Origin of the sequence: Polynucleobacter sp. AP-Nino-20-G2 (genome assembly GCF_018688235.1) — a bacterium.
Taxonomy (GTDB): domain Bacteria; phylum Pseudomonadota; class Gammaproteobacteria; order Burkholderiales; family Burkholderiaceae; genus Polynucleobacter.
Genome location: NZ_CP061313.1, coordinates 1,489,596 through 1,513,858, shown reverse-complemented (window position 1 = coordinate 1,513,858; position 24,263 = coordinate 1,489,596). Strand labels below are relative to the sequence as shown.

Below are 24,263 nucleotides of genomic sequence, written 5' to 3'. Positions count from 1 at the left end.
ATTCCCGTTTGAGTTCTTTGGTGGTGGCGCTAACGTATGTATTCTTGTCTGGTGCATCAGTTGCACATGCGCAAACTGCAGACAAAGCGAATGTGCAAGGCGGTACTGAGCTCTTATGGCTCGGTCAAGCAGGTTTTCGTATCAAGAGCCCCAGTGGAAAAATGATTTTGATTGATCCATGGATTACCGGCGGCCCTAAAACACCTCCTCAGTATAAAAATGACTTGGCTGCCATCGGACCAATCGATTTGTTATTGGTAACCCATGCCCACGTCGATCATATTGGCGATGCTCCAGCGATTGCAAAATCCAACAATACAAAGTTGTATGGACCGGCAGATATGGTGACCCCATTAATCACTTTGGGTATATTGTCTGGTGATCTAGGGTATCGTTTTAATAAAACAGGGCGCGTAACACCGCTACCCGGGATCAAAGTAACTGCCGTCCAAGCGGAGCATTCTTCCTTGTTGGTTTGGAAAAATCCAGCCACCGATAAGATGGAATCTCATCCAGCCGGCGAGCCAATGGGTTACATCATTGAATTAGAGAATGGCTTCAAAATTTGGCACATGGGTGACACAGGCCTCTTTACTGATATGAAGTTTATTAGCGAGCATTACAAGCCAGATTTAGTGTTGATCCCGATTGGTGGAAATTTCACGATGGCCCCCGATGATGCCGCCTATGCCTTGAAAACATGGGTGAAGCCAAAGATGGTCATCCCTATGCACTACAACTCCAATCCACTGACCAAAGGCACCCTCCTAGAGTTCCAGGATGCCATGAAAGGCAGTCCAATCAAAATCATTCCAATGACCGAAGGGCAGACGGTTCGGCTTTAAGTGCTTTGATCTTCAGGAGAGCCTCCCTCTAGACTCGGCTTATAATCACCTAAGCGATTGAATTAAAAGAATTTATTCTTTAAATTACTGTTTTAGGCGGTTTGACAGCCTTGAGGGGCTCTTGGACAATGTCTGAAGTGGTTTGATTCAAGCCATTTCTTCTGATGACAGCCATTAACTCTCCTTTCCCCCAATCTAATTTGCCCATGCTTGAGGCACGGGCTATTGCCTGTGTACGGGGTGAGCGCAAGCTCTTTTCGAAGGTGGATTTCCAGGTTTTTGCAGGCGAGTGCCTGCATATTCGGGGTGAGAATGGTGTTGGAAAAACGAGCCTCTTACGTTTGCTGACGGGCCTTTCCTTGCCAGAGTCCGGTGAGATTCTTTCGGGCGGTAAGTCAATCAAAAGTGAGGCGGAAGCCTTTCATAACAAGCTCCTATTTTTAGGCCACCGGGATGCCCTCAAGGAGGACCTCACTGCTCTTGAGAATTTGCGAATGTATGCCGCCATTGATGGGGTTGGGCTTTCTGAGGAGAGTGCCTTTATGGCCCTGTGCCGTTTTGGCTTAAAGAGTCGTGAAGATCTTCCAGTAAATTGCTTATCTGCTGGACAGAAAAAACGAGTTCTCATGGCGCGCATGCTCACTCGCCGTGCGCAAATTTGGATTTTGGATGAACCCTTTAATGCCCTAGATGTTCACGCCGCGCAGGAGCTAAAAGAATTGATTGTTGAGCATCTCGCGCTAAATGGCCTGGTTGTGCTGACGAGCCATCAGCATCTAGACATTCCAAACTTAAAGGCACTTGATTTATGAATGCCTTTATCGCAATCGTCCAGCGTGATTTGCTACTGGTAATGCGTCGGAAAAGCGAAGTCTTAACAGCACTATTTTTCTTTGTGATTGTGACTAGCTTGTTTCCCTTGGGTATTGGGGCTGATGCGGCTTTATTGAGAAAGATTGCGCCTGGCGTGATTTGGGTTGCAGCTTTGCTTTCAACATTGTTGGGATTGCAACGGATGTTCGCCGCAGATTATGCTGATGGCACTTTGGAGCAATTGATTCTTTCTCCTAACGCCTTTACTTCATTGGTTTTCGGGAAAATCGTTGCCCATTGGTTAGTTTCCGGGCTCCCTTTGGTTTTGCTGGCACCCGTGATTGGTATTCAGTTTGATTTGGATGCAGCTTCCCTCAAGATTCTCATGCTGGCTCTATTATTGGGTACACCTGTTTTATCATTGTTAGGCTCTATTGGGGCGGCATTAACTTTAGGCGTCAGGGGCGGTAGTGTGCTGATGAGCCTGTTAATTTTGCCGCTTTATATTCCAGTGTTAATTTTTGGCGCAGGCGCTGTGTATGCCAATAGCGTGGGCCTTGATGTCACTGGCCATTTTTCCCTACTGGGCGCCTTATTCATTTTGGCCTTGGTATTTGTGCCTTGGGTGAGTGCTACAGCCGTAAAGATTGCTATTGAATGAGTAATGTAAATAATTTGCCTACAAGTCGTGTGATGAATTGGTTCAGATTCTCGAGCCCAAGCATCTTTTATCCTTTGGCTGGAAAAATGATCCCTTGGTTTTGGGCGCTCTCCTTTATTTTTGGAGTGGCGGGTTTATGGGTCAGTTTTTTTGTTGCGCCAGTTGATGCAGTACAGGGTCAGGGATATCGCATTATTTTTATTCACGTGCCCGCATCTTGGATGTCGATGTTTATCTATATAGTGATGGCAGCTTGGGCTGGTTTGGGCTTGGTTTTTAATACCCGCTTATCAGCGATGATGGCTCAGGCGCTTGCGCCGATTGGTGCTTGGATGGCCTTTCTTTCTTTGTGGACTGGCGCATTTTGGGGTAAGCCAATGTGGGGTGCTTGGTGGGTGTGGGATGCGCGCCTTACTTCCGAATTAATTCTGCTATTTCTCTACTTAGGATTTATTGCGTTGCAGGCCTCGATTGATAATGTTCGTCGCGCGGACAAGGCGGGTGCAATTCTTGCATTGGTCGGCGTGGTCAATGTTCCGATTATTTATTTTTCAGTGAAATGGTGGAATACCTTGCATCAAGGCGCATCCGTCTCCTTAAGTAAAGCTCCTGCTATGGCTCAGACGATGCTCTGGGGAATGTTATTAATGGCCTTATGTTTTTGGATGTACTCAATTGCAGTAGGGTTAATGCGTGTGCGTACCATCATTTTGGAGCGTGAGGCTCATACTGATTGGGTTAAACAATTAAATGAGGTGCAACGCTAATGTGGAATAGCCCGGCTGAATTCTTTGAGATGGGTGGATACGCGCTCTATGTTTGGTGCAGTTTTGGGGTATGTGCTTTAGTTCTCCTTCTGGAGCCTATGGCTGTTCGCGTGCGTCATCAGTCCATTGTTCGCAGACTTCGTCGTGAAGTAAGAGCAGAGCAATTTGATCAAGAGAGTAGAAAGTGAAGCCTAGACATAAACGAGCTGCCATTATTATTGGCGCGCTGACTGCTATTGGTTTAGCTGCTGTATTGATTTTGAATGCCCTCAACAGCAATATCGCGCTTTATGTCACTCCGAGCGAAGTGGTTGCAGGTAAAGCGCCGCAAGGCCAAGTATTTCGCATTGGCGGTATGGTCAAAGATGGGTCGCTAAAGCGCGATGGTTTAACGGTTCACTTTGTGATTACTGATATGGTGAAAGATATTCCTGTTGCTTATACCGGCATTCTTCCCGATTTGTTTAAAGAAGGTAAAGGCGCAGTTATTCAGGGGCGCCTCGATCCAACGGGGCAATTTATTGCCAGTGAAGTGCTTGCAAAGCACGATGAAAATTATATGCCGCCAGAGGCGAAGCATGCTTTAGAGCAGGCTCAAAAAAATGGAAGTAAATAAATAATGATTCCTGAGTTTGGGCACTATGCATTAATTTTGGCTTTATGTGTTGCCATCATTCAAGGGGCGCTACCTTTGATGGGCGCTCATCGGGGACGTCGGGAATGGATTTTGTTGGCAAGACCGGCAGCGCAAACCATGTTCTTATTGCTGGCACTTTCTTTTGCCATTCTGGCTTGGAGTTTTTATGTGAATGATTTTTCTGTCCTGTATGTGGCAGAGCATTCCAACTCTCAGCTTCCAGTCATATATCGTTTGGGCGCGGTATGGGGTGGTCACGAGGGCTCCTTATTGCTATGGATTTTCTTGTTATCCACTTGGACCTTTTTAGTTTCTCAGCTCTCCAAGTCTTTGGATGAATTTATGGTGGCGCGCGTGATTGGGGTATTGGGGTTGGTGACTACTGGCCTGCTGCTATTTGTCCTAACGACCTCAAATCCCTTTGAACGATTATTGCCTGCTGCGCAAGATGGGCGCTCTTTGAATCCACTGCTTCAAGATCCTGGGCTCGTATTTCATCCACCTATGTTGTACATGGGTTACGTGGGCTTCTCAGTCGCATTTGCATTTGCTATTGCTTCCTTGTTATCGGGTAGGTTAGATGCTGCTTGGGCGCGCTGGTCTCGTCCTTGGACAACTGCCGCGTGGGTCTTTTTGACGCTTGGAATTGCACTTGGATCTTGGTGGGCATATTACGAATTGGGTTGGGGCGGTTGGTGGTTCTGGGATCCGGTAGAGAATGCGTCTTTTATTCCTTGGCTGGTCGGCACTGCTTTATTGCATTCTTTGGCAGTTACAGAAAAGCGGGGCGGTTTTAAGAGTTGGACTGTTCTCTTAGCAATCACCGCGTTTTCACTTTCTCTTTTGGGAACTTTTTTGGTGCGCTCGGGAGTGTTGACATCGGTTCATGCATTTGCGACGGACCCAAAGCGCGGCATCTTTATTTTGATATTCCTAGCCTTAGTTGTTGGCTCATCTTTAACGCTGTATGCATGGCGCGCCCCTAAAAGTTCGCTGGGCGGAAAATTCAGTCTGACATCACGAGAAACATTCATCTTGTTGGGAAATGTTTTCTTGGTGGTTTCCGCAGCATCTGTGTTGCTAGGAACTCTGTATCCCTTATTGATCGATGCATTGCATTTAGGAAAAATATCGGTAGGCCCTCCTTACTTTAATAGCGTCTTTGTTCCCATCATGATTCCATTATTGGTGCTGATGGGCATTGGACCTTGGACCAGTTGGAAAAATTCAAATCTTGTGGATGTTATTAAGCGCTTGTGGGTTGCTGCGGTAGTGGCGGTGATTGCAGCAGTCCTGATTCCAATAGTCATGGGCGAATTTACCTGGTTGGGAAGTCTTGGTTTTCTATTGGCTTTTTGGGTGATGGCATCAGGCGTCCTGCAGATTATTCGTCAAACAAAAGCAGGCAAGCCCACGCGCTCATTTATCGGCATGCAGCTTGCACATCTGGGGATTGCGATATTCGTGATTGGCGTCACGATGGTGGGCGCCTATCAAGAGGAAAAAGATGTCCGGATGCTGGCTGGTGAAAGTGTCAGCGTTGGCGGTTATCAAATTCAGTTGCAGAGCGTTGGTGCTGTTCCAGGACCGAACTACAAAGCAATGCAAGGCACTTTCTTGCTTAGTCGTAATGGTCAGTTAGTTGCAACCCTGTATCCGGAAAAGCGTAGCTATTTCTCTTCAACGATGCCAATGACCGAGGCGGCAATTGATGTTGGCTTAACCCGTGATATCTATGTTTCCTTGGGCGAAGAGTTAGAAGATCATTCGTGGGCCGTCAGGGTCTATTACAAGCCTTTTGTGGATTGGATCTGGGGCGGTTGTTTATTCATGGCGCTCGGTGGTGTTTTGGCAATGTCTGATAAGCGCTATCGTATGAAGTTACGGAAGTCGATCGCATGAAGGCCAAGTTTTTAATCCCACTATTCCTATTTGTAATTTTGATCGGGTTTTTGGCTGTAGGTTTAAATCGTGATCCGCATGAGGTGCCGTCCCCCTTAATAGGAAAAGCGGCGCCTGCATTTACATTGCCCCAATTGGCTGACCCTGCAAAGACTTTTTCTCCTGAGAGTTTGAAGGGCCAACCTTGGGTATTGAATGTTTGGGCATCTTGGTGTGTTGCTTGCCGTGAAGAGCATCCTGTTTTGCTCGAGCTTGGAAAATTGCAGGTAGCGCCCATTATTGGTCTGGATTACAAAGATAAGCGTGAAGATGCCTTGGCGATGTTGTCGCGCCAAGGAAATCCTTATGTTCTTTCGGCTTTTGATGCCAATGGTCGAGTTGGTATCGATTATGGTGTCTACGGAGTTCCTGAGACTTATGTGATTGATAAGGCGGGCATTATTCGCTTTAAACATATTGGCCCGGTGACCATAGAAATTTTGAATCAGAAGATCATTCCTCTTTTGACTGAGTTGAAAAAATGATGAAGCGGGCCACCCTTTCTTTCCTGTTTCTTTTGTCGGCTATGTGCGCGCTGAACTTTGCTTTGGCCAAGGATGCTGCGCCGTTGGCTGATGATCCGTTGACTGAGCAGCGTTTGATCATCATTTCGGAAGAAATGCGTTGTCTAGTTTGTCAAAACGAATCTCTCGCGGGCTCACGCTCGGATCTAGCAAATGATTTGCGTAGAGAAATTCGCAATCTGATCAAAGAAGGAAGGACGGACGATCAAATTCGTAGCTTCATGGTGGAGCGCTATGGCGATTTTGTGTTGTATCGACCGCCCGTTAAGCCGATTACTTGGTTGTTATGGCTTGGCCCATTTGTTATTTTATTGGCTGGCATCATTGGTTTGATGGCCTACCTGCGCCGCAGGAATCAAATCGTTCCTAGCGCCACATTATCTGATGAAGAAAATCGCCGTATTGATACGTTATTAAAAGATGCATCGTCGGACGTAACTGAAAGTAGACATGACTAGTTTTCTGATTCCAGTATTTCTCTTATTGATTCTGGTCTTAGTGTTACTGCTGCGCCCATTCTTCTTCCCTAATTCGGAATCAGCTACCTCACGTCGTCAAATGAATGCAGCGATCTATCGAGAGGAGTTGGATAAGCTCGAGGCAGATCGATTGTCTGGGTTGGTGGATGATGCAAGTTATGAGCAGGCTCACGCTGAAATGCGCCAACGCCTATTCCAGGATACCGATGAGGCTGATGATTTGTCAGTCATGGGGTCGCCTAAAAAGACGATGCTTGGAATCTGTATCTTTGTAGTGGTCCTGTCTATTGGAATGTATTTTGTTCTTGGTGGCGCATCCCGGGTTGCTGAGAAGCGTTCTGAAAAGCCAATGACTCAAGAGTCTGTTGAGAAAATGGTAGCTGAGTTTGCTGCCAAGATGGAAAAAGAACCTGACAATTTGAAGGGCTGGGCAATGTTGGCGCGCTCCTATCGAATTTTAGGGCGCAATGCTGAGGCGGAAAAGGCATATGCAAGAGCCGGATCCTTTGTAGAGTCAGACCCACAGTTATTGGCTGATTATGCCGATGTATTGGCAAGCAATGCGAATGGTAGTTTTGCTGGCAAGCCGCTGCAGCTGATTAATAAAGCGCTTGCTATGGATCCGGATAATTTGCTCGCTCTTTGGCTGTCTGGAACAGCATCATTTAATGCGCAAAACTACAAAGCTGCCGTGCAGTCTTGGGAGCGCTTAGCTAAACAATTGCCCGCTGATTCGGATGAGTCTCGAGCCATTGCCACATCAATTTCTGAGGCTCGCTCTAAGGGCGGACTTCCCGCTGCTTCAGCTCCTGTTATGAGCAATCAGAGTGTTAGCGGCCAGATTGATATTGCTCCGGAATTGAAGGCGAAAGTCAAATCAGGCGATATCTTGATGGTGATCGCACGTAAGCCGGGTGAGCGCATGCCGGTAGCAGTCCTAAAAACCCCGGTTACCGCTTTTCCAATGAACTTCGTTTTGGATGATGCTTTGGCAATGAACCCCAATGCTTTGTTATCTCAACTGCCTGAAGTGTCGGTGGAGGTGCGCGTCTCGAAGTCGGGCATGGCTATGCCAGAAGCCGGAGATCTTGTTTCCGCACCTCAAACCATCAAGGTAGGCTCTGGCAAGGTTCGTTTACTAATTAATCAAGTCAGACCCTAATTAACCGCGCCCAACAAATGGCATCTTGGTTGCCATGATGGTCATCGAGAGAATATTGCTCTCTAGGGGTAGTTGAGCCATCTGCAGGACTGCTTGACCGACATGGTCTACATCCATCAGTGGCTCGGCTTTATTGGAGCCATCTGCCTGTATGATGCCTGCGGCCATTGGAATCGTCATCTCAGTTCCTGCGTTGCCGATATCAATTTGCCCGCAAGCAATATTAAAAGGGCGGCCATCCAAGGCGATCGATTTGGTTAAGCCGGTAATCGCATGTTTCGTTGCTGTATATGGCGCAGTCATGGGCCGAGGCGCATAGGCGGAAATTGAACCGTTGTTAATGATTCTGCCACCCTGAGGAGATTGGGCTTTCATCATTCGAATAGCCTCTTGGGAGCAAAGGAAGGCGCCGCAGAGATTAGCGTTTACTACATTCATCCATTGCTCGTAACTTAAGTCTTCCATGGGAATCGCAGGTGCTCCCATCCCAGCATTATTAAAGAGCACATCAATTCGCCCAAAGTGACCTTTGATTTCTGCAAATAAGCACTTTACCTCCTCTGGCTTACCCACATCACATCTAACGGGTAGACAGTTTTGATCATTTCCACCAATTGCTTGAATAGCAGCCGTTAATTTGTCTAGATTTCTACCGGTAAGCACTACCTTGAAGCCACCATGGAGGAGGGCCTTAGCTGCGGCTTTGCCGATGCCTGTTCCTGCTCCAGTTACTAAAGCGACTTTGATGGGGGATGAGGTCATGATTTGGGGATTTAGTCTTTTGAAAGCATCATCTTATCTCGAATTATTTGCTAAGAATCCATTCTTTTGCCTATTATTCGGCTCGGGGCATAATGGCAAAAAAGAAAAGAGCTGATATGGACTTCCTGCGCAAAAATCTCTACAACCCTTTGGCAATCGGTGTAGCTATTCTCGTTTTAGTTGCAATGCTTTTCGCTGTTTTGTGGATTTTGGTTCCACCCCCTCCGCGATCCATCGAGTTGGCAACTGGCTTCCCAACTGGCCTTTACCATAAGTTTGGTGAGAAGCTTCAAGCTCAGTTGTCTGATGAAGGTGTATCGCTGAAGTTAAGAGCCACTGGCGGCACTAGGGACAACCTCGCTTTACTGGAAGATCCAAATTCTGGCGTAGATTTTGCGATGGTGCAGGGCGGTGTGGCCGACATATCAAAGTACCCCAATCTCGTTTCTATTGCTGGGGTGTTTTATGAACCCGTTTGGGTTTGGTACAAAGAATCGTCATTCAAGGCCGATGGCGGTCGATTAAATTTATTAAGCCAACTTAAGGGTAAGCGCGTCTCTATTGGTAATGAAGGCAGTGGAACACTTGCCTTGGCTAATGAGTTATTGAGAGTAAGTGGTTTGGGTGAGGATTCCTTTCGTGCCGAAAAGTTAAAGCCAGACCAAGCCTTAGAGAAATTTAAGAATGGTGAGTTGGATGCGATTTTTTTAGTCAGCTCTCCAGAGGCGCCGATTTTGAAGAAATTCTATGAGACTCAAAATATTCGCTTAATGAGTTTTGAGCAAGCTGATGCGTATGTGCATCACCTTCCCTATCTTTCTAAAGTCAATATTCCTCGTGGCGTGATGAGTATTGCCTATGATCTTCCTAGGCAGGACATACAGGTGCTAGCAGTTACGGCAACCTTAGTGGGTAAAGATGATGTTAGTCCAGCGCTAGTAACGCTGCTACTTGGCGATACGTACGATATTTTGAAATCGTATTCTTATTTACAAAAACCAGGAGAGTTCCCATCTGGCTCCGGATTGGATTTTCCTTTGCATGTGGATGCCGAGATCTACTTAAAGGATGGACCCTCCTTGCTGCACAGGCATCTCCCTTTCTGGACTGCGGTGTGGATTGGCCGTTTTGCCAAGATTGTGATCCCGCTATTGGTGATACTGATTCCCTTGTTTACGTATATCCCCGCCGCCAAGAATCTCTATCTACGCCTCAAGTTATCTCGAGTGTATGAAGAACTGAAGGTGATTGAGAAGAATGCAAGCAATCCTGATCTTAAAGAAGTAAATCTGAGGGATCTCGCTGATATTGAGAGAAGGGTAGGTAATATTCAGGTCTCGATGTTAGATGCCAAAGAGTTGTATGATTTAAAGGGTCATGTGGGTGAGACTCGTGGGAGACTAGACTCCCTGTATCGTGAGAAAAAATGAAAAATAACACTTTGGCCAAGCTTTCGCTGTTGATCAGCGCCGGAATATTTTCCTTGGCGGCTTTCGCGCAGTCTTACCCTTCTCGATCAGTCTCTTTAGTTGTCCCTCAAGCCGCTGGTGGAACTAACGATATTGTTGCTAGATTAATTGCCCCGGCGTTTGGCGATGCCCTAGGAACTTCTGTGGTGGTTGAAAACAGGCCGGGCGCTGGTGGCAATATTGGAACGCAAAGTGTTGCGCGCTCAGCGAAGGACGGCTATACCTTGTTGTTAACGATTAATAGCGCGCAGGCAATTAACCCCTCTTTATACAAAAATCCTGGTTTTGATCCGATCAATGATTTTGTTCCGCTGTATTACATTGGCGCCACGCCATATGTTTTAGTGTCGCCCCCTGGATCACCATATAAAACATTGGCGGATGTGGTGTCTGCTGCTAAGAAGCGTCCTGGTGAGCTATCTTATGCGTCTGCTGGTAATGGAACCATTAGTCATTTGCTGGGAGCAATGCTCAATACCAGTGCGGGTATAGAGATGCAACATATTCCTTATAAAGGGGTGGCACCTGCTATTAATGATGTTTTAGGTGGTCAGGTCCCCCTGGCTTTTGCAAGCCTTCCTTCCGCACTCAATTACATTAAGGCGGGTAAGCTTCAGGCTATCGCCATTAGCTCTGCTAAGCGCTCTAGCGCTGCGCCAGAAATTCCTACGATTGCTGAAACCTATCCTGATTGTGTGGGTGAGGTCTGGGTTGCTCTTTTTGCTCCAAGTGATGTCAACTCAGATGCCGCTAAAAAAATTCAAATAGCGATGGGTAAAGTACTTGCTCGCCCAGAGGTGAGAGAGAAGCTCAATGCTCAGGGCTTGGATCTCAGCCCCGTCCCACCCGCAAAACTAAGCGCCTTATTAAAAGATGAATTAAGCAAGTGGGCGAAGATTGTGAAAGCATCGGGCGCACAATTAGATTAATTACTGAGTTATTTCATCACTACCATCAGAACCCTATGACCCTTACCACGCTATCGCCGCCGCTGACTCCTGTTAAAGAGGTGCCTCAGTCATTGCGGGTAAATGGTTTTGCTATTGTTTCGGCGGAAGATGTTGCGAGTATTGCAAAGATTCCTCTGTCTGTGTTAATGAATCTCACGCAGTTCTGGGAAGGCTTGCCGCGTGATCCTTATTTGAAGGATGGCGGTCGATATCGGTTTCGACGTCACGCTAGTTATGAAATCAAGGGGGATGCGCTTACCTTGGTGCCGCATCGTGCGCATTGGCAGTCGGTTGACTATAACGCGCTGCACGGTGGTATTGAGCGTTGGTTTGAGCCATCACAGGCGGGGTTGACTGGGAGCTCTGCCTGGCAATCCCTTTTACTAGGTATCGCGCACCTACTAAATAGCATTAAGCCCGTCAATCAATGGTTTGTTGAGGCGCACCAGTTTAGGATTGATACGACTGATGGCATTGGTCGACCAACCCCTGAGGGCGCGCATCGGGATGGCGTGGATTTTGTTGCTGTATTTATGCTGAGTAGGGAGGGCATTAAGGGTGGCGAAACGCGTATCTTTGAAGCGGGTGGATCCGCTGGCTTGAGATTTACTTTAACGGAGCCCTGGTCTTTGTTACTCATGAATGATGAGCGCATGATTCATGAGTCGACCCCCATTCAGCCAATGGGCTCTCACGGTCATCGAGATACTCTTGTTCTCACCTATCGATCTAATGGATTTCAGGATTCGCCAACTCGCAGTCAGCAGTAAATCTTTGTCGTGGGCGAGTAGAATGGCCTATCAAATTTGCTAAGTTCCTATGCGCTTGAAACCTACCGGCTACACGCCTCTCATGCTAATGGCGCAAACCTGCGCCTTGCTCGGGTTTGCTTGCTATGCCGTGGTCTTAACTACTCTGCAGGATGAGTGGCATCTCAGCAATCTTCAATCCGGCTTAATTGCGAGCGCTTTTTTCTTCGGTTACATGTTGATGGTTCCGCTAGCAACCGCCTTAACAGATCGGGTTGATGCGAAAAAGGTTTACCTTATCGGCGGTCTTTCCGCTACCTGTGGTTTGCTGGGAATGGGGCTCTTTGCATTTAATTTCTGGTCCGCTCTATTTTTTATGGCCTTAAATGGTGCCGGCCTGGCTGGTACCTACATGCCAGGCTTAAAGATTCTTTCCGATCGAATTAAAACTGGTGAGTTAACTCGGCATATTGCTTTTTACACAGCCTTTTTTGGTATTGGTACGGGTTTCTCTTACTTATGTTCAGGCTGGTTATTAAGTGCTATGGGGTGGCGTTATGTTTTTAGTGTTATCGCGCTTGGCCCATTCACCGCGTTCTTAATCGTCTTGCTGTTTATTCCGAAGTTAGATCACGAAAAGTGGCATGGCCCAATTCAAATCCGCTTGCGCGATATTTTCCCTGTGGATAAATGGCGGTTAGTGTTGCAAGACAAGACGGCCTCTGGATTTATTTTTGGCTACACCACCCATTCGATTGAATTATTTGCTTCACGTAGTTGGATCGTCGCGTTTTTTGGCTTGTGCGCGCTCGTTTCAGGTGAACCTTTTCTCCTGACTGCCACAACCTTGGCTGGGGTAATTAATTTCTTTGGGGTGCCATCGTCGATTCTGGGAAATGAAATTGCCCTAAAAGTGGGGCGACAAAACTGGATTTGTTTTGTCATGATTACCAGCGCGATCTTTGGCGTTACTTTAGCTTTGTCGACGGGGCAGTCTTGGTGGGTGATTATTGCTTTGGCAATCGGGCACACCATCTTCATCATGGCTGATTCCGCTACTTTGACTGCAGGTTTGGTGATGAGTGCCCAAGAAAATATCAAGGGTGCAGCGATGGGTCTACATTCTTTAATGGGTTTTGGAGGGGGCTTATTAGGCCCTGCTATTTTTGGCCTAGTCCTCGACTTGACTGGCTCACGCGCTACGCAAGCTTCCTGGGTTTGGGCCTATGCATCCGTCGTGATTTGGGGTGTGCTCTTCGTGCTTTATGAGCGCCGCAGTGGATGGGCCAACAAAGCGCTCAAAAGAAATCCATAGTTATTCATGAGTTCACTTTCAGCGAGCAATAGCTGTTATCACTGCGGTAGTTTTATCCTGCCAGGCGATTCTTATGAGCTTGAGTTGGGCGAAGAATCTAGAAAATTTTGTTGCGCAGGTTGTATGGCTATTGCGCAAACTATCCATGGCGAAGGTCTTGAGGTGTTTTATGCGCGTCGGGCGCAGTCAAGTGATAAGCCTGCTGCCTATCTTGTTTCTAATGAAATCCCTGAGGCGCTTAAACCATATGATGACCCATCATTGCGCGGTCGCTATACACGTCCCAGCGGCGCTGATGGTGATTTAGAAACCACTTTGCGCCTTGAAAAAATTCGGTGCGCAGCATGCGTATGGTTATGTGAACAGCATCTACGAAAAATTCCAGGTGTCAAAGATGTGCAGATTAACTATGTCAGTCAAAAGCTGAAAGCAGAGTTTTCTCCCGAGCAAACTAGCTTAGCTCGCTTGCTGTATGAAGTAGAGCGTATTGGGTATGAGGCATGGCCTTTTGAGCCCTCTCTGTCTCTCGAGCGCTCAAAGAAAGAGCGTCGTCAATTACTCACCAGACTTGGCGTTGCTATGTTGGGCATGATGCAGGTCATGATGTATGCGTGGCCTTCGTATGTTGGCGATAGCGACATTACTGCCGAGTACGACCTACTCTTGGGTTGGACGAGTTGGGCTTTAACTGTGCCGGTAATGATTTATTCTGCTGGGCCCATTTTTCAGGCTGCATGGCGCAGCGTGGTGTCGTTTCGCAAAACACATATGCTCGGCATGGATGTGCCGATTGCGCTTGCTTTGGCTCTCGCCTTTTTTGCGGGGACAGTTAACCTAGCAACGGGTTCTGGACATGGTTACTTTGATTCGATCACGATGTTCGTCGCATTTATTTTGGCGGCGCGCTACATCGAGTTATTGGCTAGACAGGATGCACAAGGCGGTGCGGAGGCATTGGCAAAACAATTGCCCACAACTTGCGAACGGCTGCTGAATTACCCCTCATCACAGCAAGTTGAAATTGTTCCAGTGGTCAATTGTAGTCCTGGAGAAATTTTGCGCGTATCGCCAGGAGATGTCATTCCTGCAGACGGTGTATTGATTGAGATCGAAAGCGCTGTAGATGAATCCTTACTTACTGGCGAATCAAAACCGGTTGATAAAAAAATAGGCGATCGTCTCTATGCGGGTACGCACAATATTCTCAATCCATTGCTGATGAGAATCGATGCGGTTGGTCAATCTACACGGATCGCTGGCATCGCCTCTCTATTAGATCAAGCTTTACAAGCAAAACCGTTGATGGTGAGTCTCGCTGAGAAGTGGGCTGCTTATTTTGTTGGATTTTTATTGCTGAGCGCATTTCTTTCCTCAGCAATTTGGCTTTATGTTGATCCCAGTAAGGCTTGGACTGTTCTGGTATCTGTATTGGTGGCTAGCTGTCCTTGCGCTTTATCACTAGCTGTTCCTACCGCGATGGCAGCTGCACAAGGTGCTGTAACTAAATTGGGCTTACTGATTGTCCGTGGTCACGTGTTAGGCGGCTTAGTCAAGGCGACGGATTTGGTATTAGATAAAACTGGCACTCTGACGATGGGTCAGCCAGAGCTAAAAGATATCGTGATTGCGCGCAAAGCATTTTCTCGTGAAGAAGCATTGATTCTGGCAGCATCAATGGAGGCGGGGCAAAAGCATCCACTCGCCTTGTCTTTGTTGCGTGCCGCCAAAGTAGGAAATTTGCAATTGACGTCGCTAGAGCATCCCATTGAAAACCTTTTGGGAAAGGGTTTGCACTCTGGGATATATAAATTAGGAAGCGCAAGCTGGGTGGGTGCCCAGCATGATGTTCGTGAGGGGCAGTATGGTCAAGTTCATCTGGCCGATGACAAAGGTTTAATTGCGAGCTTTATTTTCTTAGATACTCCAAGAGATGGTTTAGAAAAGTTATTGAATGCAGCGCACTCGCGGAAGATTGCCGTGCATTTAGTTTCTGGCGATGATCCAGTCACTGTTGCTTGGTGGGCAAATACCGTGGGGATTGCTAGCTTTAGAGGTGGTTGCTCCCCCGAAGAAAAGTACAACTACATAGAGCGCCTTCAAAAAGAAGGTCGATTTGTATGGGCGATTGGCGATGGCATCAATGATGCCCCTTTATTAGCTCGTGCCGATGTGTCTATTGCGGTTGGAGCTGGGGCACCTCTTGCAACCGCGGGTGCGGATGCGATTTTGACTGCGAGCTCATTGGCGCCACTGGCTAAAGCATTGTTATTGGCAGATAAGACTCAGCTCATCATTAAGGAAAACCTGATTTGGGCGCTGATTTATAACCTACTGGCGATCCCGGCAGCAATGATGGGTTGGGTGAATCCTTGGATTGCAGGCATTGGGATGTCGCTTTCCTCATTAGCGGTCACATTGAATGCTTGGCGCCTGAGAAAGGCCTAGACTGTAGGGATGGAAAGCCTATTTCTCCTTATTCCCATATCTTTGCTTCTGGTTGGCCTTTTGGCCTGGATTTTCTATTGGTCTGTTAAAGCGGGTCAATTTGATGATTTAGAGGGGCCCGGGGAGGCAATATTGATGGATGATGACACCCCAAAATCCAAAAAAATTAGTGATCACTATCAAAAATAGCCATATTTTTCAGGAATATGGACGAACTGACGGGTTGTGAGCGCTGCTAAAAAGCTACAAATGCCCCCATCCTTTTTGATATAGATCAAAACGCTCGCTGGGCCTTACTTTGATAATGGATTCAGTCTATTTGGATTATGTCGCTGTTTGGTCACAAAAAAGGAGAAACCATGGGACTTACCGTGGGGAACAATCAAGATACCTTCAATTACAAGGTTGTCAGCCAATTTGCCATCGTTACGGTGCTTTGGGGAATTGTGGGCATGCTCGTGGGGGTTATTCTCGCCGCGCAGCTTATCTGGCCTGAAATCACTTTTAACATTCCTTGGTTGAGCTATGGTCGCTTGCGTCCTTTGCACACCAATGCAGTGATTTTTGCCTTTGGCGGCTCTGCATTGTTTGCAACGTCTTATTACATCGTGCAGCGCACATGCCAGGCGAGACTTTTTTGTGACAAGTTAGCGGCATTCACATTCTGGGGTTGGCAAGCTGTCATTGTCTTAGCTGCCGTAACCTTGCCACTCGGCATTTCCACTTCCAAAGAATATGCGGAGTTAGAGTGGCCAATCGATATCTTGATCACATTGGTTTGGGTCGCATACGCAGTGGTGTTCTTCGGAACAATCATGAAGCGCAAAACAAAACATATTTATGTTTCAAACTGGTTCTTCGGCGCCTACATCCTCACAATTGCAATTCTGCATATCTTTAACAACCTAGAGATGCCAGCAAGCTTGTGGAAATCCTATTCTGCATATGCTGGTGTACAAGATGCAATGGTGCAGTGGTGGTATGGTCACAATGCCGTTGGCTTCTTCCTGACCACCAGCTTCTTGGGCATGATGTACTACTTCATTCCTAAGCAAGCGGAGCGTCCAATCTATTCATATCGCTTGTCTATTGTCCACTTCTGGGCCTTGAACTTTACTTATATGTGGGCGGGTCCTCATCATTTACAACACACATCATTGCCAGATTGGACCCAGTCCTTGGGCATGGTGTTCTCTCTCATTTTGCTGGCGCCATCTTGGGGCGGCATGATCAACGGCATCATGACCTTGTCTGGCGCTTGGTTCAAATTACGCCGTGATCCGATTCTGAAATTCTTGGTAGTAGCCTTGTCTTTCTACGGCATGTCTACCTTTGAGGGCTCCATGATGTCTATTAAGACTGTGAATAGCTTGTCTCATTACACAGACTGGACAATTGGCCACGTACATTCAGGGGCTCTCGGTTGGGTTGCCATGATCACGATTGGTTCCTTGTACTACCTGATTCCACGTTTAGTTGGTCAAAAGGATATGTACAGCACTCGCTTGATCGAGGTGCATTTTTGGATTGCAACTGTCGGTGTAGTGATTTACATCGCCGCGATGTGGATTGCCGGAGTGATGCAAGGATTGATGTGGAGGGCTTTCGAGCCAGACGGTACCTTGACTTATAGCTTTGTCGAGTCGGTTAAGGCAACCTATCCCTTCTATGTGATTCGTTTATTAGGTGGCCTGTGCTACTTGGGCGGTATGTTCTTGATGGCCTACAACGTCTTCAAGACAGTGCAAGGTAAAACCTTTATTAATGCGCCAATTCCTTTGGCAAATAACAATCACTAAGAGGAGAAGAAAATGTCTAGTGAAAATAAATTCTTTTCCCATGGAACGCTTGAGAAGAACGTTGGCTGGCTAATTATTGCCACCATCGTAGTAGTTTCCATTGCTGGTTTGGTTCAAATTGTTCCGCTGTTCTTTCAGCACACGACTACGGAGCCAAGCCCGGGCGTTGTGCCCTATACAGCGTTGCGATTGGCTGGCCGTGACATCTATCAGCGTGAGGGTTGTGTTGGTTGCCATTCTCAGCAGATCCGTACTCTGCGCTCTGAGGTTGAGCGTTATGGCCCTTACTCTTTAGCTGGTGAGTCAGTATTTGATCATCCATTCCTTTGGGGTAGTAAGCGTACCGGTCCAGATTTGGCTCGTGTTGGTGGTCGCTACTCTGACGCTTGGCATCAGATTCACCTGAACAATCCGCGTGATGTAGTTCCTGAGTCCAATATGCCTGGATATCCTTGGTTGCAGAAGAATGCTGCAGATGCTTCTTCTATTCAGTCTCATATGGTTGCGATGCGTCGTCTCGGAGTTCCTTATACGGATGAAGATATTGCGAATGCTCCCAAGGAATTAGAAGGTAAAACGGAGATGGATGCTTTAGTTGCTTACCTTCAAGGTTTGGGTATTTCGCGTCGCTACATCACTGTTGATGAAGTGGTAGCAAAGTAATCGCCAAGGGTTATTAATTAAAACGATAGAAATCAAATGGAACTGATCACACCTTATCTCTCCGCTTTTTCAACAGTCATTGGACTGATCTTTTTTGTTGGGATTGTTTGGTGGGCTTGGTCTCCAAGTCGGCAGTCTGCTAATGAGGAGTCAGCCGAGCTTCCGTTTGATCTTCCAGATGAATTTAGTAAGGACAAATCATGAGTGATTTTTTTAGCAGCGGTTGGAGTAACTACATCGCACTCGTTTCATTAGTCGGCATCGTTTGGTGTATCTGGCTACTGTTTTCGCAACGCAAGGCTAAGGTAGTGCACACGGCCGATGGCGCGGTTGCAGACACTGGTCATGTATGGGATGGTGATCTTCGTGAGTTGAATAATCCATTGCCACGTTGGTGGATGTGGATGTTCTTGCTGTCATGCATCTTTGCTTTGGTGTACTTGGCTCTGTATCCTGGTTTGGGTTCTTATCCAGGCATCTTGGGTTACAGCACAGATGGCGCACTCATGAATTCCATGACAAACGCCAATGATGAGTTAAAACCGGTTTACGCTAAATACGTGAAGATGGATATTGAGCAAGTTGCGGCAGATCCAAAAGCGCGTGAAATGGGTCAACGCTTGTTCTTGAACTCCTGCGCTCAATGTCACGGTTCAGATGCTGGTGGCTCTAAAGGCTTCCCGAATTTGACTGACGGTGACTGGCTCTATGGCGGTTCACCAGAAAATATCAAAGCTACTATTACCAATGGCCGTGGCGGTGTTATGCCTCCATTCCCACAATTAGATAGCAAGCAAATTGTTGATGTTGCCAACTATGTTCGCAGTCTCTCAGGTTTGCCAGCAGATGACTTAAAAGCGGCCCGTGGTGCTGAAGTATTTAAAGCGAATTGTGCGGCCTGTCACGGTGCTGACGGCAAAGGCAATATTGCATTGGGCGCACCCAATTTGACTGATAAAACTTGGTTATATGGCAGCTCAGAAGCAACAATTGTTGAAACAGTCACTAAAGGTCGCATGGCAATGATGCCTGCTCAAGACAAAGTGCTTAGTCCTGAGAAGATTCATCTGTTAACTGCCTATGTTTGGGGCCTATCTAACAATAAACCAGCTCAAGCTCAATAATTAGTGTCAGATCATTCGCCGGTTGGGAAACCTATCCCTATAGATGTCATCGAGGAATCTCTCTACGAGGTCCGGCGAAAGATTTACCCGCGCTCAGTTAGCGGTCTCTTTGCTCGCTGGCGTTTTATCTTGGTGTTTGCTACTCAATTGCTGTTCTACGGCCTTCCTTGGGTTAGCTGGAATGGCCGTCAGGCGGTACTCTTTGATTTAATTCAGCGTAAGTTCTATATCTTTGGTCTGGTTTTATGGCCCCAGGATGTGATTTATCTCACGCTTCTATTGATACTCTCTGCTTTAGCGCTTTTCTTATTCACTGCGATTGCCGGTCGTTTATTTTGTGGCTACGCTTGCCCGCAAACGGTCTATACCGAGATCTTTATGTGGATCGAGCGCAAGGTCGAGGGCGACCGATTTGCACGTATTCGTTTGGATGGGGAAGAGTGGCCATGGGGTATTCGCAAGTGGCGCCTCAAAATTACCAAGCATTTCTTATGGCTTTTAATTGCCTTTTGGACTGGCTTTACTTTCATTGGCTACTTCACTCCGATTGAAACTTTAAGCGCAGCCATCCTGCATTTATCACTTGGCCCTTGGCAAACCTTCTGGCTATGTTTCTATAGTTTTGCTACTTGGGGTAATGCTGGTTTCATGCGTGAACAGGTATGCAAGTACATGTGTCCATATGCACGCTTCCAAAGTGTGATGGTAGATAAAGATACTTTTCTAGTTACCTACGACAGAATTCGTGGTGAGCCTAGGGGTAGTCGCAGTAAGTCTGCTGACCATGCTAGTTTGGGTTTGGGTGATTGTGTTGATTGCAGTATTTGCGTACAAGTTTGCCCAACCGGAATTGATATTCGAGATGGCTTGCAATATATGTGCATTGGCTGCGGTGCCTGCATTGATGCCTGTGACCAGGTGATGGAGAAAGTGGATTATCCAAAGGGCTTGATTCGCTACACCACCGAGCGTGCCATTGAAGACAAAGAGTCCAATCAAAGCGCAATTCGTCATATCTTGCGCCCACGCGTTTTAATCTATGCCGCGTTTATTACAGTGCTGACGACCGCTTTCTTAGTCTCGCTAGCCACCCGCAATCCATTGCGCGTGGATGTGATGCGTGATCGTGGTGCCTTAGCTCGCGAGGTGGATGGCGAGCGTATTGAGAATATCTATCGTATTCAAATCATGAATGCATCTGAGAGTCCGATGAAGGTTCATGTGAAGGCGGTTGGCTTAAGCGATCTCAGGATTTTGAATTCTCAAGGCAAAGAAATTACTGAAATTGAAGTGGCACCTGCTAGCAATCAGTTGTTGCCGATCAAAGTAAGTACTACTATTGGCGCAAATGAACCTGGAAATTATCCAATTCATTTTGATGTGTCCGCGCAGGAGATGTCGGGTGATAAACCCACCAACAGAACGCGCGATGAAAAATCGAGTTTTATTATTCCCCGCTAAGCTTTATAGTGAATGATGAAGAGGATGAATATGTCAGAGCAATCAGCAAACAAACCGTGGTTTAAACAAATGTGGCCATGGTTGCTAATCAGTGGGCCGGCAATTGCTGCGATTGGCTGCATGATCACTATTTATCTTGCCGTTAATCTATATGCCGATAAACCAGTGCGTGATGGCGTGGTGAAGCGTGGACTGAAGGTGGAGCAACTTAAAGTAGAGCAGGATCGCAAATGAAGTACCGTCTATTCATTTGGATCATATGGCCATCTTTTCTGGTCTCTATTTTGGCCGAAGGTTTGCTATTCAGTATTGTGCATCCAGCTGAACTATTATTCTTTGGGTATCACCCCAATATTTCCGATGAGGGTATCTACACCATTGGATTTTTTGTAATCTGGATCTTTTGCTCATTCTCGAGCGCTTTGACTGCTTACATTCTTCCTGGGATCGATTCAGAGGGCGGAAAAAGCCCTGATCGTGGCTTGATTTAAGCGCCTGCGGACTTGATCTGAACGGTGCGGTCTGGATTGGGAATGCTGGCTAATTCATAGAGCCCATCCATATCGATGAGCTTAATGTGCCGCTGTTTAATTTGAATCAAGCCTGACTCTGCAAAGCGAGAAAGCATGCGACTAACGGTTTCAATTTGAATCCCTAAGTAGCTACCAATCTCTACGCGACTCATTCGTAAATCAAATTCATTGTTGAGATAACCTCGAGCGGCAAGTCGTTGAGAAAGATTGAGCAAGAAAGCCGCTAAACGCTCTTCCGCGCGCAAACTTCCAAGTGATAGTAGGTGACGTTGATCCTGAGTAAGCTCACGACTCAGGATGCGATGAAACTGTTGTTGAAGTACTGGAATCTGGCGTGCTAAATCTTCAAAGGCTTCATAGCGAATGATGCACACTTCACTCTCTTCCAGGGCGATAGCATCCGACTGGTAGTGACCATCGCCAATGCCATCGAGACCCAGAATTTCTCCGGGCAGATGAAAGCCGATCACTTGTTGGCGTCCATCTTCAAGGCAGTATTCTGTTTTGAAGGTTCCAAAGCGAACGCTATAAACCGCATTCAGGAGTTCGCCATGCCGATAGAGGCTTTCCCCCTTTTGTAGGTGGACCCGCTCTTTAACGAGGGTGTCAATCTTGGCGATATCGCTTGAGCTGATGCCTACTGGCAAGCAAAACTGACCCAGTACACATACTGAGCATTTGCTACTAGGGGCATCCGAGCTGGTGTAATTCATATTGGATCAAGTTATCAGACCAGTTTATTCTACTAGGATATGCGCAATTTTTTTATATTTCCTACTGCGGGTAATGGGTAGATGTTAACTGCTAGCCTTCTATTGGCGATCTTTTTGGGCGCCTTGGTCAGCGGGTGGCATTGTGCCCTGATGTGCGGTGGAATTGCAGCTGCGATCGAGCATCAGGGAGAGGTCAAAACGATTCCTATCATTCCCGCTCAGAGCAAGGTACAACGGTTTTATCTTCAATTAATCATGCACTTAGGTCGCTTGACGACATACGTCTTGCTTGGGGCTTGCGCTGCTTGGGCTGGCGCAGTCGTTTGGCAGCAAAACATGGTTCCCATTCAGCGCCCACTCTTTGCTCTGACATCGCTGATTTTATTGGCAATGGGGGTGCGCATATTGCGTCAAGGAGGCAAGAGTTCTAGTGCTTTTGGTAAATGGTTTGGTTCGCGTGTGGCCGCATATTGGGCAAAATACTTAGGGCGTTTTACTGGACGCTCCTCCCGCTGGTTTAGCGGCATGCTGTGGGGTTTGGTGCCCTGCGGTTTGGTATACAGTGTCTTGCCTCTCGCTTTTCTGTCCGGCGATGTTTGGACTGGTGCGGCGCTGATGTTGGCGTTTGGATTGGGTACCTTACCCAATCTTTTGTTGATCTCTACATTTTCTGCAGCTTTGACACAATTTGGTCAGTATGTCTGGGTTCGCTACATTGCGGCTGGACTGCTATTTTCGGCGGGAATTTTTGGTCTTTATCGCGCCTGGTATTTGCCTGAAGCCTTACTAAAAGGCGGCTTTTGTATTGGCTAAAAAATTTAGCGAATCGCAGCTGCAAGCCCTTGCTGTAGATCGGTACAAACACAATCACTCGGCAGTCGTTTAAGCAGGTCGCCGCGAAGCGCCATCTCATAAGGTTGATGCGCTAAGCCACAAATAATCAGCTCGACTCCCTTGGATTTGCAGGTTTGTTCAAGCTCTAGTATGGCATCTATGCCAGATACATCGATATAGATCACATTCTTAAAATCGAGCAGCAGCGTTTGGGATGGCAACTCAGTTTCAATCTTTTCTAGCAGCTTTACGGCTCCAAAAAAGATGGCGCCATAGATGCGAAAGGCGGCAATTTTTCCTTCTTGATGTAGTAGGTCAGGAAAGTCATTTGGATTTGCAGACTCGTAGCGCGACAGGCTGGAAATTCTGTAGATGAAGGTAATGAATGCCAGTAGTAATCCCACCTGGATGGCTACCGTGAGGTCAAGCACGATTGTCAGAATGAAAACACTCAGCATCGTAATACGATAAGGCATCCGAAATTGTTTGAGGTCTAAAAACTTTTTCCACTCGCCCATATTCCAAGCGACAAACATGAGGATGGCCGCTAGGCTGGCAAGAGGAATATTTTTTGCAAGTGGCGCACCAAATAGAATAATGATGAGCAATGTGACTGAGTGAATCAATCCGGCGATCGGCGTAGTTCCACCGCTTTGAATATTGGTCACAGTTCTAGCGATAGTGCCAGTTGCTGGCATGCCGCCAAAAAACGGGCTGACGAGATTTGCTATGCCTTGCGCCATGAGCTCTTGATTGGAATCATGACGATCATGGATGAGGCCATCGGCAATGCGTGCGCACAGGAGTGATTCAATAGCGCCCAATAGCGCCAGGGTAATGGCCGGCGCAATCACAAATTGAGCGGTGCTCCAGCTGATGGGAATCCATTCAAAGCTCGGGAGGCCGGCTGGAATGCCGCCAAAGCGACTACCGATCGTGTCTACCGGTAGATTGAACACGCTGGTGATGATGGTAGCTGCGCCCATGGCAATGACGGTGCCGGGTATTTGGCTGAAATGACCCAAGTGTTTTTGTAGTCCTCTCCAGATAATGAGCAATGCGAGACTGCCTATAGAGAGCATTAGGGCCATAGGATTGATGGTGTCTGCAGCCGCATAGAGGGTTTGTATAGCTTGAAAAAATTCAGCGGGCATTTTAGAAATCTGCAAACCAAAGAATTCCTTGATTTGAGAAAGTCCGATGAGCACTGCAATGCCGTTGGTGAAGCCAATGATGACGGCAACTGGAATAAAGCGAATTAATGTTCCAAGTCTCAGTGCGCCCATTAGCAATAAAAATACTCCCGACATGGCGGTAGCTAAGAGTAGATTGGCTACGCCATAGCGGTCGACAATCCCATACACGATGACAATAAAGGCCCCGGCTGGGCCGCCAATTTGCACGCGACTGCCGCCAAGCAGAGAGATGAGCCCACCTGCGATGATGGCGGTAAAGATTCCCGCTTCAGGCTTCAGTCCACTAGCAATAGCAAACGCCATGGCAAGGGGGAGCGCGACGATGCCGACGGTAATGCCGGCTAGGACATCTTTGGTAAATAAGGAGCCGTTATAGCCCTTTAGGGAATCAAATAGCTTAGGGTGGAAAAGATGCATATGA

At 47.2% G+C, this 24,263-nt stretch carries 27 protein-coding genes; 24 read left to right on the top strand and 3 right to left on the bottom strand.

All coding sequences use genetic code 11. The features are described from left to right. Positions 1–44 precede the first annotated feature (44 nt). The 10 genes from FD960_RS07860 (at position 45) to ccmI (ending at position 7,829) form a co-directional block, all read left to right on the top strand. Positions 45–845 carry a metal-dependent hydrolase gene (locus FD960_RS07860; protein ID WP_371817452.1) on the top strand — a complete coding sequence of 267 codons (801 nt, stop codon included), beginning with the start codon at positions 45–47 and terminating at the stop codon, positions 843–845. Positions 846–1,009: 164 nt separating this feature from the next. Further along, positions 1,010–1,657, top strand: a complete 648-nt coding sequence (gene ccmA / locus FD960_RS07855) for a cytochrome c biogenesis heme-transporting ATPase CcmA (RefSeq protein WP_251369773.1) — start codon at positions 1,010–1,012, stop codon at positions 1,655–1,657. Beyond that, entirely contained in the window at positions 1,654–2,319 is a 666-nt protein-coding gene (ccmB, locus tag FD960_RS07850; protein WP_215298448.1) for a heme exporter protein CcmB, read from the top strand. The genes ccmA and ccmB overlap by 4 nt, the downstream gene beginning before the upstream one ends. Further along, a complete protein-coding gene (gene ccmC / locus FD960_RS07845) occupies positions 2,316–3,086 on the top strand; it encodes a heme ABC transporter permease CcmC (RefSeq protein WP_215298446.1) in 771 nt (256 codons plus the stop codon). Before ccmB ends, ccmC begins: the two co-directional genes overlap by 4 nt. Further along, positions 3,086–3,274, top strand: coding sequence for a heme exporter protein CcmD (ccmD, locus tag FD960_RS07840; RefSeq protein WP_215298444.1), 189 nt, complete (start codon positions 3,086–3,088; stop codon positions 3,272–3,274). Before ccmC ends, ccmD begins: the two co-directional genes overlap by 1 nt. Further along, positions 3,271–3,702, top strand: a complete 432-nt coding sequence (gene ccmE / locus FD960_RS07835; protein WP_215298442.1) for a cytochrome c maturation protein CcmE — start codon at positions 3,271–3,273, stop codon at positions 3,700–3,702. The genes ccmD and ccmE overlap by 4 nt, the downstream gene beginning before the upstream one ends. 3 nt (positions 3,703–3,705) lie before the next feature. Continuing rightward, positions 3,706–5,625 (top strand): heme lyase CcmF/NrfE family subunit, encoded by a 1,920-nt coding sequence (locus FD960_RS07830; RefSeq protein ID WP_215298441.1) that lies wholly within the window; start codon positions 3,706–3,708, stop codon positions 5,623–5,625. Continuing rightward, positions 5,622–6,149 carry a DsbE family thiol:disulfide interchange protein gene (locus FD960_RS07825; RefSeq protein ID WP_215298439.1) on the top strand — a complete coding sequence of 176 codons (528 nt, stop codon included), beginning with the start codon at positions 5,622–5,624 and terminating at the stop codon, positions 6,147–6,149. The genes FD960_RS07830 and FD960_RS07825 overlap by 4 nt, the downstream gene beginning before the upstream one ends. Beyond that, positions 6,146–6,646, top strand: a complete 501-nt coding sequence (locus FD960_RS07820; RefSeq protein WP_371817424.1) for a cytochrome c-type biogenesis protein CcmH — start codon at positions 6,146–6,148, stop codon at positions 6,644–6,646. The genes FD960_RS07825 and FD960_RS07820 overlap by 4 nt, the downstream gene beginning before the upstream one ends. Further along, the gene (gene ccmI / locus FD960_RS07815; protein ID WP_215298437.1) at positions 6,639–7,829 is read left to right on the top strand and encodes a c-type cytochrome biogenesis protein CcmI; all 1,191 of its coding nucleotides are present in this window, start codon (positions 6,639–6,641) and stop codon (positions 7,827–7,829) included. The genes FD960_RS07820 and ccmI overlap by 8 nt, the downstream gene beginning before the upstream one ends. On the opposite strand, the gene FD960_RS07810 is transcribed toward ccmI, so the two are convergent. Beyond that, positions 7,830–8,591 carry an SDR family oxidoreductase gene (locus tag FD960_RS07810; protein WP_215298435.1) on the bottom strand — a complete coding sequence of 254 codons (762 nt, stop codon included), beginning with the start codon at positions 8,589–8,591 and terminating at the stop codon, positions 7,830–7,832. Between the two features lie 92 nt (positions 8,592–8,683). Between FD960_RS07810 and FD960_RS07805 the strand changes: the two genes are divergently transcribed. The 13 genes from FD960_RS07805 (at position 8,684) to FD960_RS07745 (ending at position 21,057) form a co-directional block, all read left to right on the top strand. Next, on the top strand, positions 8,684–10,021 hold the full coding sequence (locus tag FD960_RS07805) for a TAXI family TRAP transporter solute-binding subunit (RefSeq protein ID WP_251369772.1): 1,338 nt from the start codon (positions 8,684–8,686) through the stop codon (positions 10,019–10,021). Next, the gene (locus tag FD960_RS07800; protein WP_215298434.1) at positions 10,018–10,989 is read left to right on the top strand and encodes a tripartite tricarboxylate transporter substrate binding protein; all 972 of its coding nucleotides are present in this window, start codon (positions 10,018–10,020) and stop codon (positions 10,987–10,989) included. The genes FD960_RS07805 and FD960_RS07800 overlap by 4 nt, the downstream gene beginning before the upstream one ends. Positions 10,990–11,024: 35 nt before the next feature. Next, positions 11,025–11,780 (top strand): 2OG-Fe dioxygenase family protein, encoded by a 756-nt coding sequence (locus tag FD960_RS07795; RefSeq protein WP_215298432.1) that lies wholly within the window; start codon positions 11,025–11,027, stop codon positions 11,778–11,780. Between the two features lie 49 nt (positions 11,781–11,829). Further along, entirely contained in the window at positions 11,830–13,074 is a 1,245-nt protein-coding gene (locus FD960_RS07790; protein ID WP_215298430.1) for an MFS transporter, read from the top strand. Positions 13,075–13,080: 6 nt separating this feature from the next. Then, a complete protein-coding gene (locus FD960_RS07785; protein ID WP_215298428.1) occupies positions 13,081–15,519 on the top strand; it encodes a heavy metal translocating P-type ATPase in 2,439 nt (812 codons plus the stop codon). 9 nt (positions 15,520–15,528) lie between these two features. Continuing rightward, positions 15,529–15,708, top strand: coding sequence for a cbb3-type cytochrome oxidase assembly protein CcoS (gene ccoS / locus FD960_RS07780; RefSeq protein WP_215298427.1), 180 nt, complete (start codon positions 15,529–15,531; stop codon positions 15,706–15,708). A 170-nt stretch (positions 15,709–15,878) separates the two neighbouring features. Further along, on the top strand, positions 15,879–17,318 hold the full coding sequence (ccoN, locus tag FD960_RS07775) for a cytochrome-c oxidase, cbb3-type subunit I (RefSeq protein ID WP_215298425.1): 1,440 nt from the start codon (positions 15,879–15,881) through the stop codon (positions 17,316–17,318). Positions 17,319–17,330: 12 nt separating this feature from the next. Next, positions 17,331–17,981, top strand: coding sequence for a cytochrome-c oxidase, cbb3-type subunit II (gene ccoO, locus FD960_RS07770; RefSeq protein ID WP_215298423.1), 651 nt, complete (start codon positions 17,331–17,333; stop codon positions 17,979–17,981). Positions 17,982–18,017: 36 nt separating this feature from the next. Beyond that, positions 18,018–18,185 carry a cbb3-type cytochrome c oxidase subunit 3 gene (locus tag FD960_RS07765; protein ID WP_215298421.1) on the top strand — a complete coding sequence of 56 codons (168 nt, stop codon included), beginning with the start codon at positions 18,018–18,020 and terminating at the stop codon, positions 18,183–18,185. Beyond that, the gene (gene ccoP / locus FD960_RS07760) at positions 18,182–19,105 is read left to right on the top strand and encodes a cytochrome-c oxidase, cbb3-type subunit III (RefSeq protein ID WP_215298419.1); all 924 of its coding nucleotides are present in this window, start codon (positions 18,182–18,184) and stop codon (positions 19,103–19,105) included. Before FD960_RS07765 ends, ccoP begins: the two co-directional genes overlap by 4 nt. 3 nt (positions 19,106–19,108) lie before the next feature. Further along, a complete protein-coding gene (gene ccoG / locus FD960_RS07755) occupies positions 19,109–20,566 on the top strand; it encodes a cytochrome c oxidase accessory protein CcoG (RefSeq protein WP_215298417.1) in 1,458 nt (485 codons plus the stop codon). A 30-nt stretch (positions 20,567–20,596) separates the two neighbouring features. After that, positions 20,597–20,800 carry a FixH family protein gene (locus tag FD960_RS07750; RefSeq protein WP_215298415.1) on the top strand — a complete coding sequence of 68 codons (204 nt, stop codon included), beginning with the start codon at positions 20,597–20,599 and terminating at the stop codon, positions 20,798–20,800. After that, the gene (locus FD960_RS07745; RefSeq protein ID WP_215298413.1) at positions 20,797–21,057 is read left to right on the top strand and encodes a hypothetical protein; all 261 of its coding nucleotides are present in this window, start codon (positions 20,797–20,799) and stop codon (positions 21,055–21,057) included. Before FD960_RS07750 ends, FD960_RS07745 begins: the two co-directional genes overlap by 4 nt. Here FD960_RS07745 and FD960_RS07740 read toward each other — a convergent pair. Beyond that, positions 21,054–21,812 carry a helix-turn-helix domain-containing protein gene (locus FD960_RS07740; protein WP_215298411.1) on the bottom strand — a complete coding sequence of 253 codons (759 nt, stop codon included), beginning with the start codon at positions 21,810–21,812 and terminating at the stop codon, positions 21,054–21,056. The two genes, FD960_RS07745 and FD960_RS07740, sit on opposite strands and share 4 nt — an antisense overlap. An 81-nt stretch (positions 21,813–21,893) precedes the next feature. Between FD960_RS07740 and FD960_RS07735 the strand changes: the two genes are divergently transcribed. After that, on the top strand, positions 21,894–22,625 hold the full coding sequence (locus FD960_RS07735; protein ID WP_215298409.1) for a sulfite exporter TauE/SafE family protein: 732 nt from the start codon (positions 21,894–21,896) through the stop codon (positions 22,623–22,625). A 5-nt stretch (positions 22,626–22,630) separates the two neighbouring features. On the opposite strand, the gene FD960_RS07730 is transcribed toward FD960_RS07735, so the two are convergent. Continuing rightward, the gene (locus FD960_RS07730) at positions 22,631–24,259 is read right to left on the bottom strand and encodes a SulP family inorganic anion transporter (protein ID WP_215298408.1); all 1,629 of its coding nucleotides are present in this window, start codon (positions 24,257–24,259) and stop codon (positions 22,631–22,633) included. Between the last annotated feature and the right edge of the window lie 4 nt (positions 24,260–24,263).

Coding starts and splice junctions, on each gene's coding strand:
- ccmA (WP_251369773.1), top strand. CDS start 1,010: ATGACAGCCATTAACTCTCCTTTCCCCCAATCTAATTTGCCCATGCTT.
- ccmB (WP_215298448.1), top strand. CDS start 1,654: ATGAATGCCTTTATCGCAATCGTCCAGCGTGATTTGCTACTGGTAATG.
- ccmC (WP_215298446.1), top strand. CDS start 2,316: ATGAGTAATGTAAATAATTTGCCTACAAGTCGTGTGATGAATTGGTTC.
- ccmD (WP_215298444.1), top strand. CDS start 3,086: ATGTGGAATAGCCCGGCTGAATTCTTTGAGATGGGTGGATACGCGCTC.
- FD960_RS07830 (WP_215298441.1), top strand. CDS start 3,706: ATGATTCCTGAGTTTGGGCACTATGCATTAATTTTGGCTTTATGTGTT.
- FD960_RS07825 (WP_215298439.1), top strand. CDS start 5,622: ATGAAGGCCAAGTTTTTAATCCCACTATTCCTATTTGTAATTTTGATC.
- FD960_RS07820 (WP_371817424.1), top strand. CDS start 6,146: ATGATGAAGCGGGCCACCCTTTCTTTCCTGTTTCTTTTGTCGGCTATG.
- ccmI (WP_215298437.1), top strand. CDS start 6,639: ATGACTAGTTTTCTGATTCCAGTATTTCTCTTATTGATTCTGGTCTTA.
- FD960_RS07810 (WP_215298435.1), bottom strand. CDS start 8,591: ATGACCTCATCCCCCATCAAAGTCGCTTTAGTAACTGGAGCAGGAACA.
- FD960_RS07805 (WP_251369772.1), top strand. CDS start 8,684: ATGGCAAAAAAGAAAAGAGCTGATATGGACTTCCTGCGCAAAAATCTC.
- FD960_RS07800 (WP_215298434.1), top strand. CDS start 10,018: ATGAAAAATAACACTTTGGCCAAGCTTTCGCTGTTGATCAGCGCCGGA.
- FD960_RS07795 (WP_215298432.1), top strand. CDS start 11,025: ATGACCCTTACCACGCTATCGCCGCCGCTGACTCCTGTTAAAGAGGTG.
- FD960_RS07790 (WP_215298430.1), top strand. CDS start 11,830: ATGCGCTTGAAACCTACCGGCTACACGCCTCTCATGCTAATGGCGCAA.
- FD960_RS07785 (WP_215298428.1), top strand. CDS start 13,081: ATGAGTTCACTTTCAGCGAGCAATAGCTGTTATCACTGCGGTAGTTTT.
- ccoS (WP_215298427.1), top strand. CDS start 15,529: ATGGAAAGCCTATTTCTCCTTATTCCCATATCTTTGCTTCTGGTTGGC.
- ccoN (WP_215298425.1), top strand. CDS start 15,879: ATGGGACTTACCGTGGGGAACAATCAAGATACCTTCAATTACAAGGTT.
- ccoO (WP_215298423.1), top strand. CDS start 17,331: ATGTCTAGTGAAAATAAATTCTTTTCCCATGGAACGCTTGAGAAGAAC.
- FD960_RS07765 (WP_215298421.1), top strand. CDS start 18,018: ATGGAACTGATCACACCTTATCTCTCCGCTTTTTCAACAGTCATTGGA.
- ccoP (WP_215298419.1), top strand. CDS start 18,182: ATGAGTGATTTTTTTAGCAGCGGTTGGAGTAACTACATCGCACTCGTT.
- FD960_RS07750 (WP_215298415.1), top strand. CDS start 20,597: ATGTCAGAGCAATCAGCAAACAAACCGTGGTTTAAACAAATGTGGCCA.
- FD960_RS07745 (WP_215298413.1), top strand. CDS start 20,797: ATGAAGTACCGTCTATTCATTTGGATCATATGGCCATCTTTTCTGGTC.
- FD960_RS07740 (WP_215298411.1), bottom strand. CDS start 21,812: ATGAATTACACCAGCTCGGATGCCCCTAGTAGCAAATGCTCAGTATGT.
- FD960_RS07735 (WP_215298409.1), top strand. CDS start 21,894: ATGTTAACTGCTAGCCTTCTATTGGCGATCTTTTTGGGCGCCTTGGTC.
- FD960_RS07730 (WP_215298408.1), bottom strand. CDS start 24,259: ATGCATCTTTTCCACCCTAAGCTATTTGATTCCCTAAAGGGCTATAAC.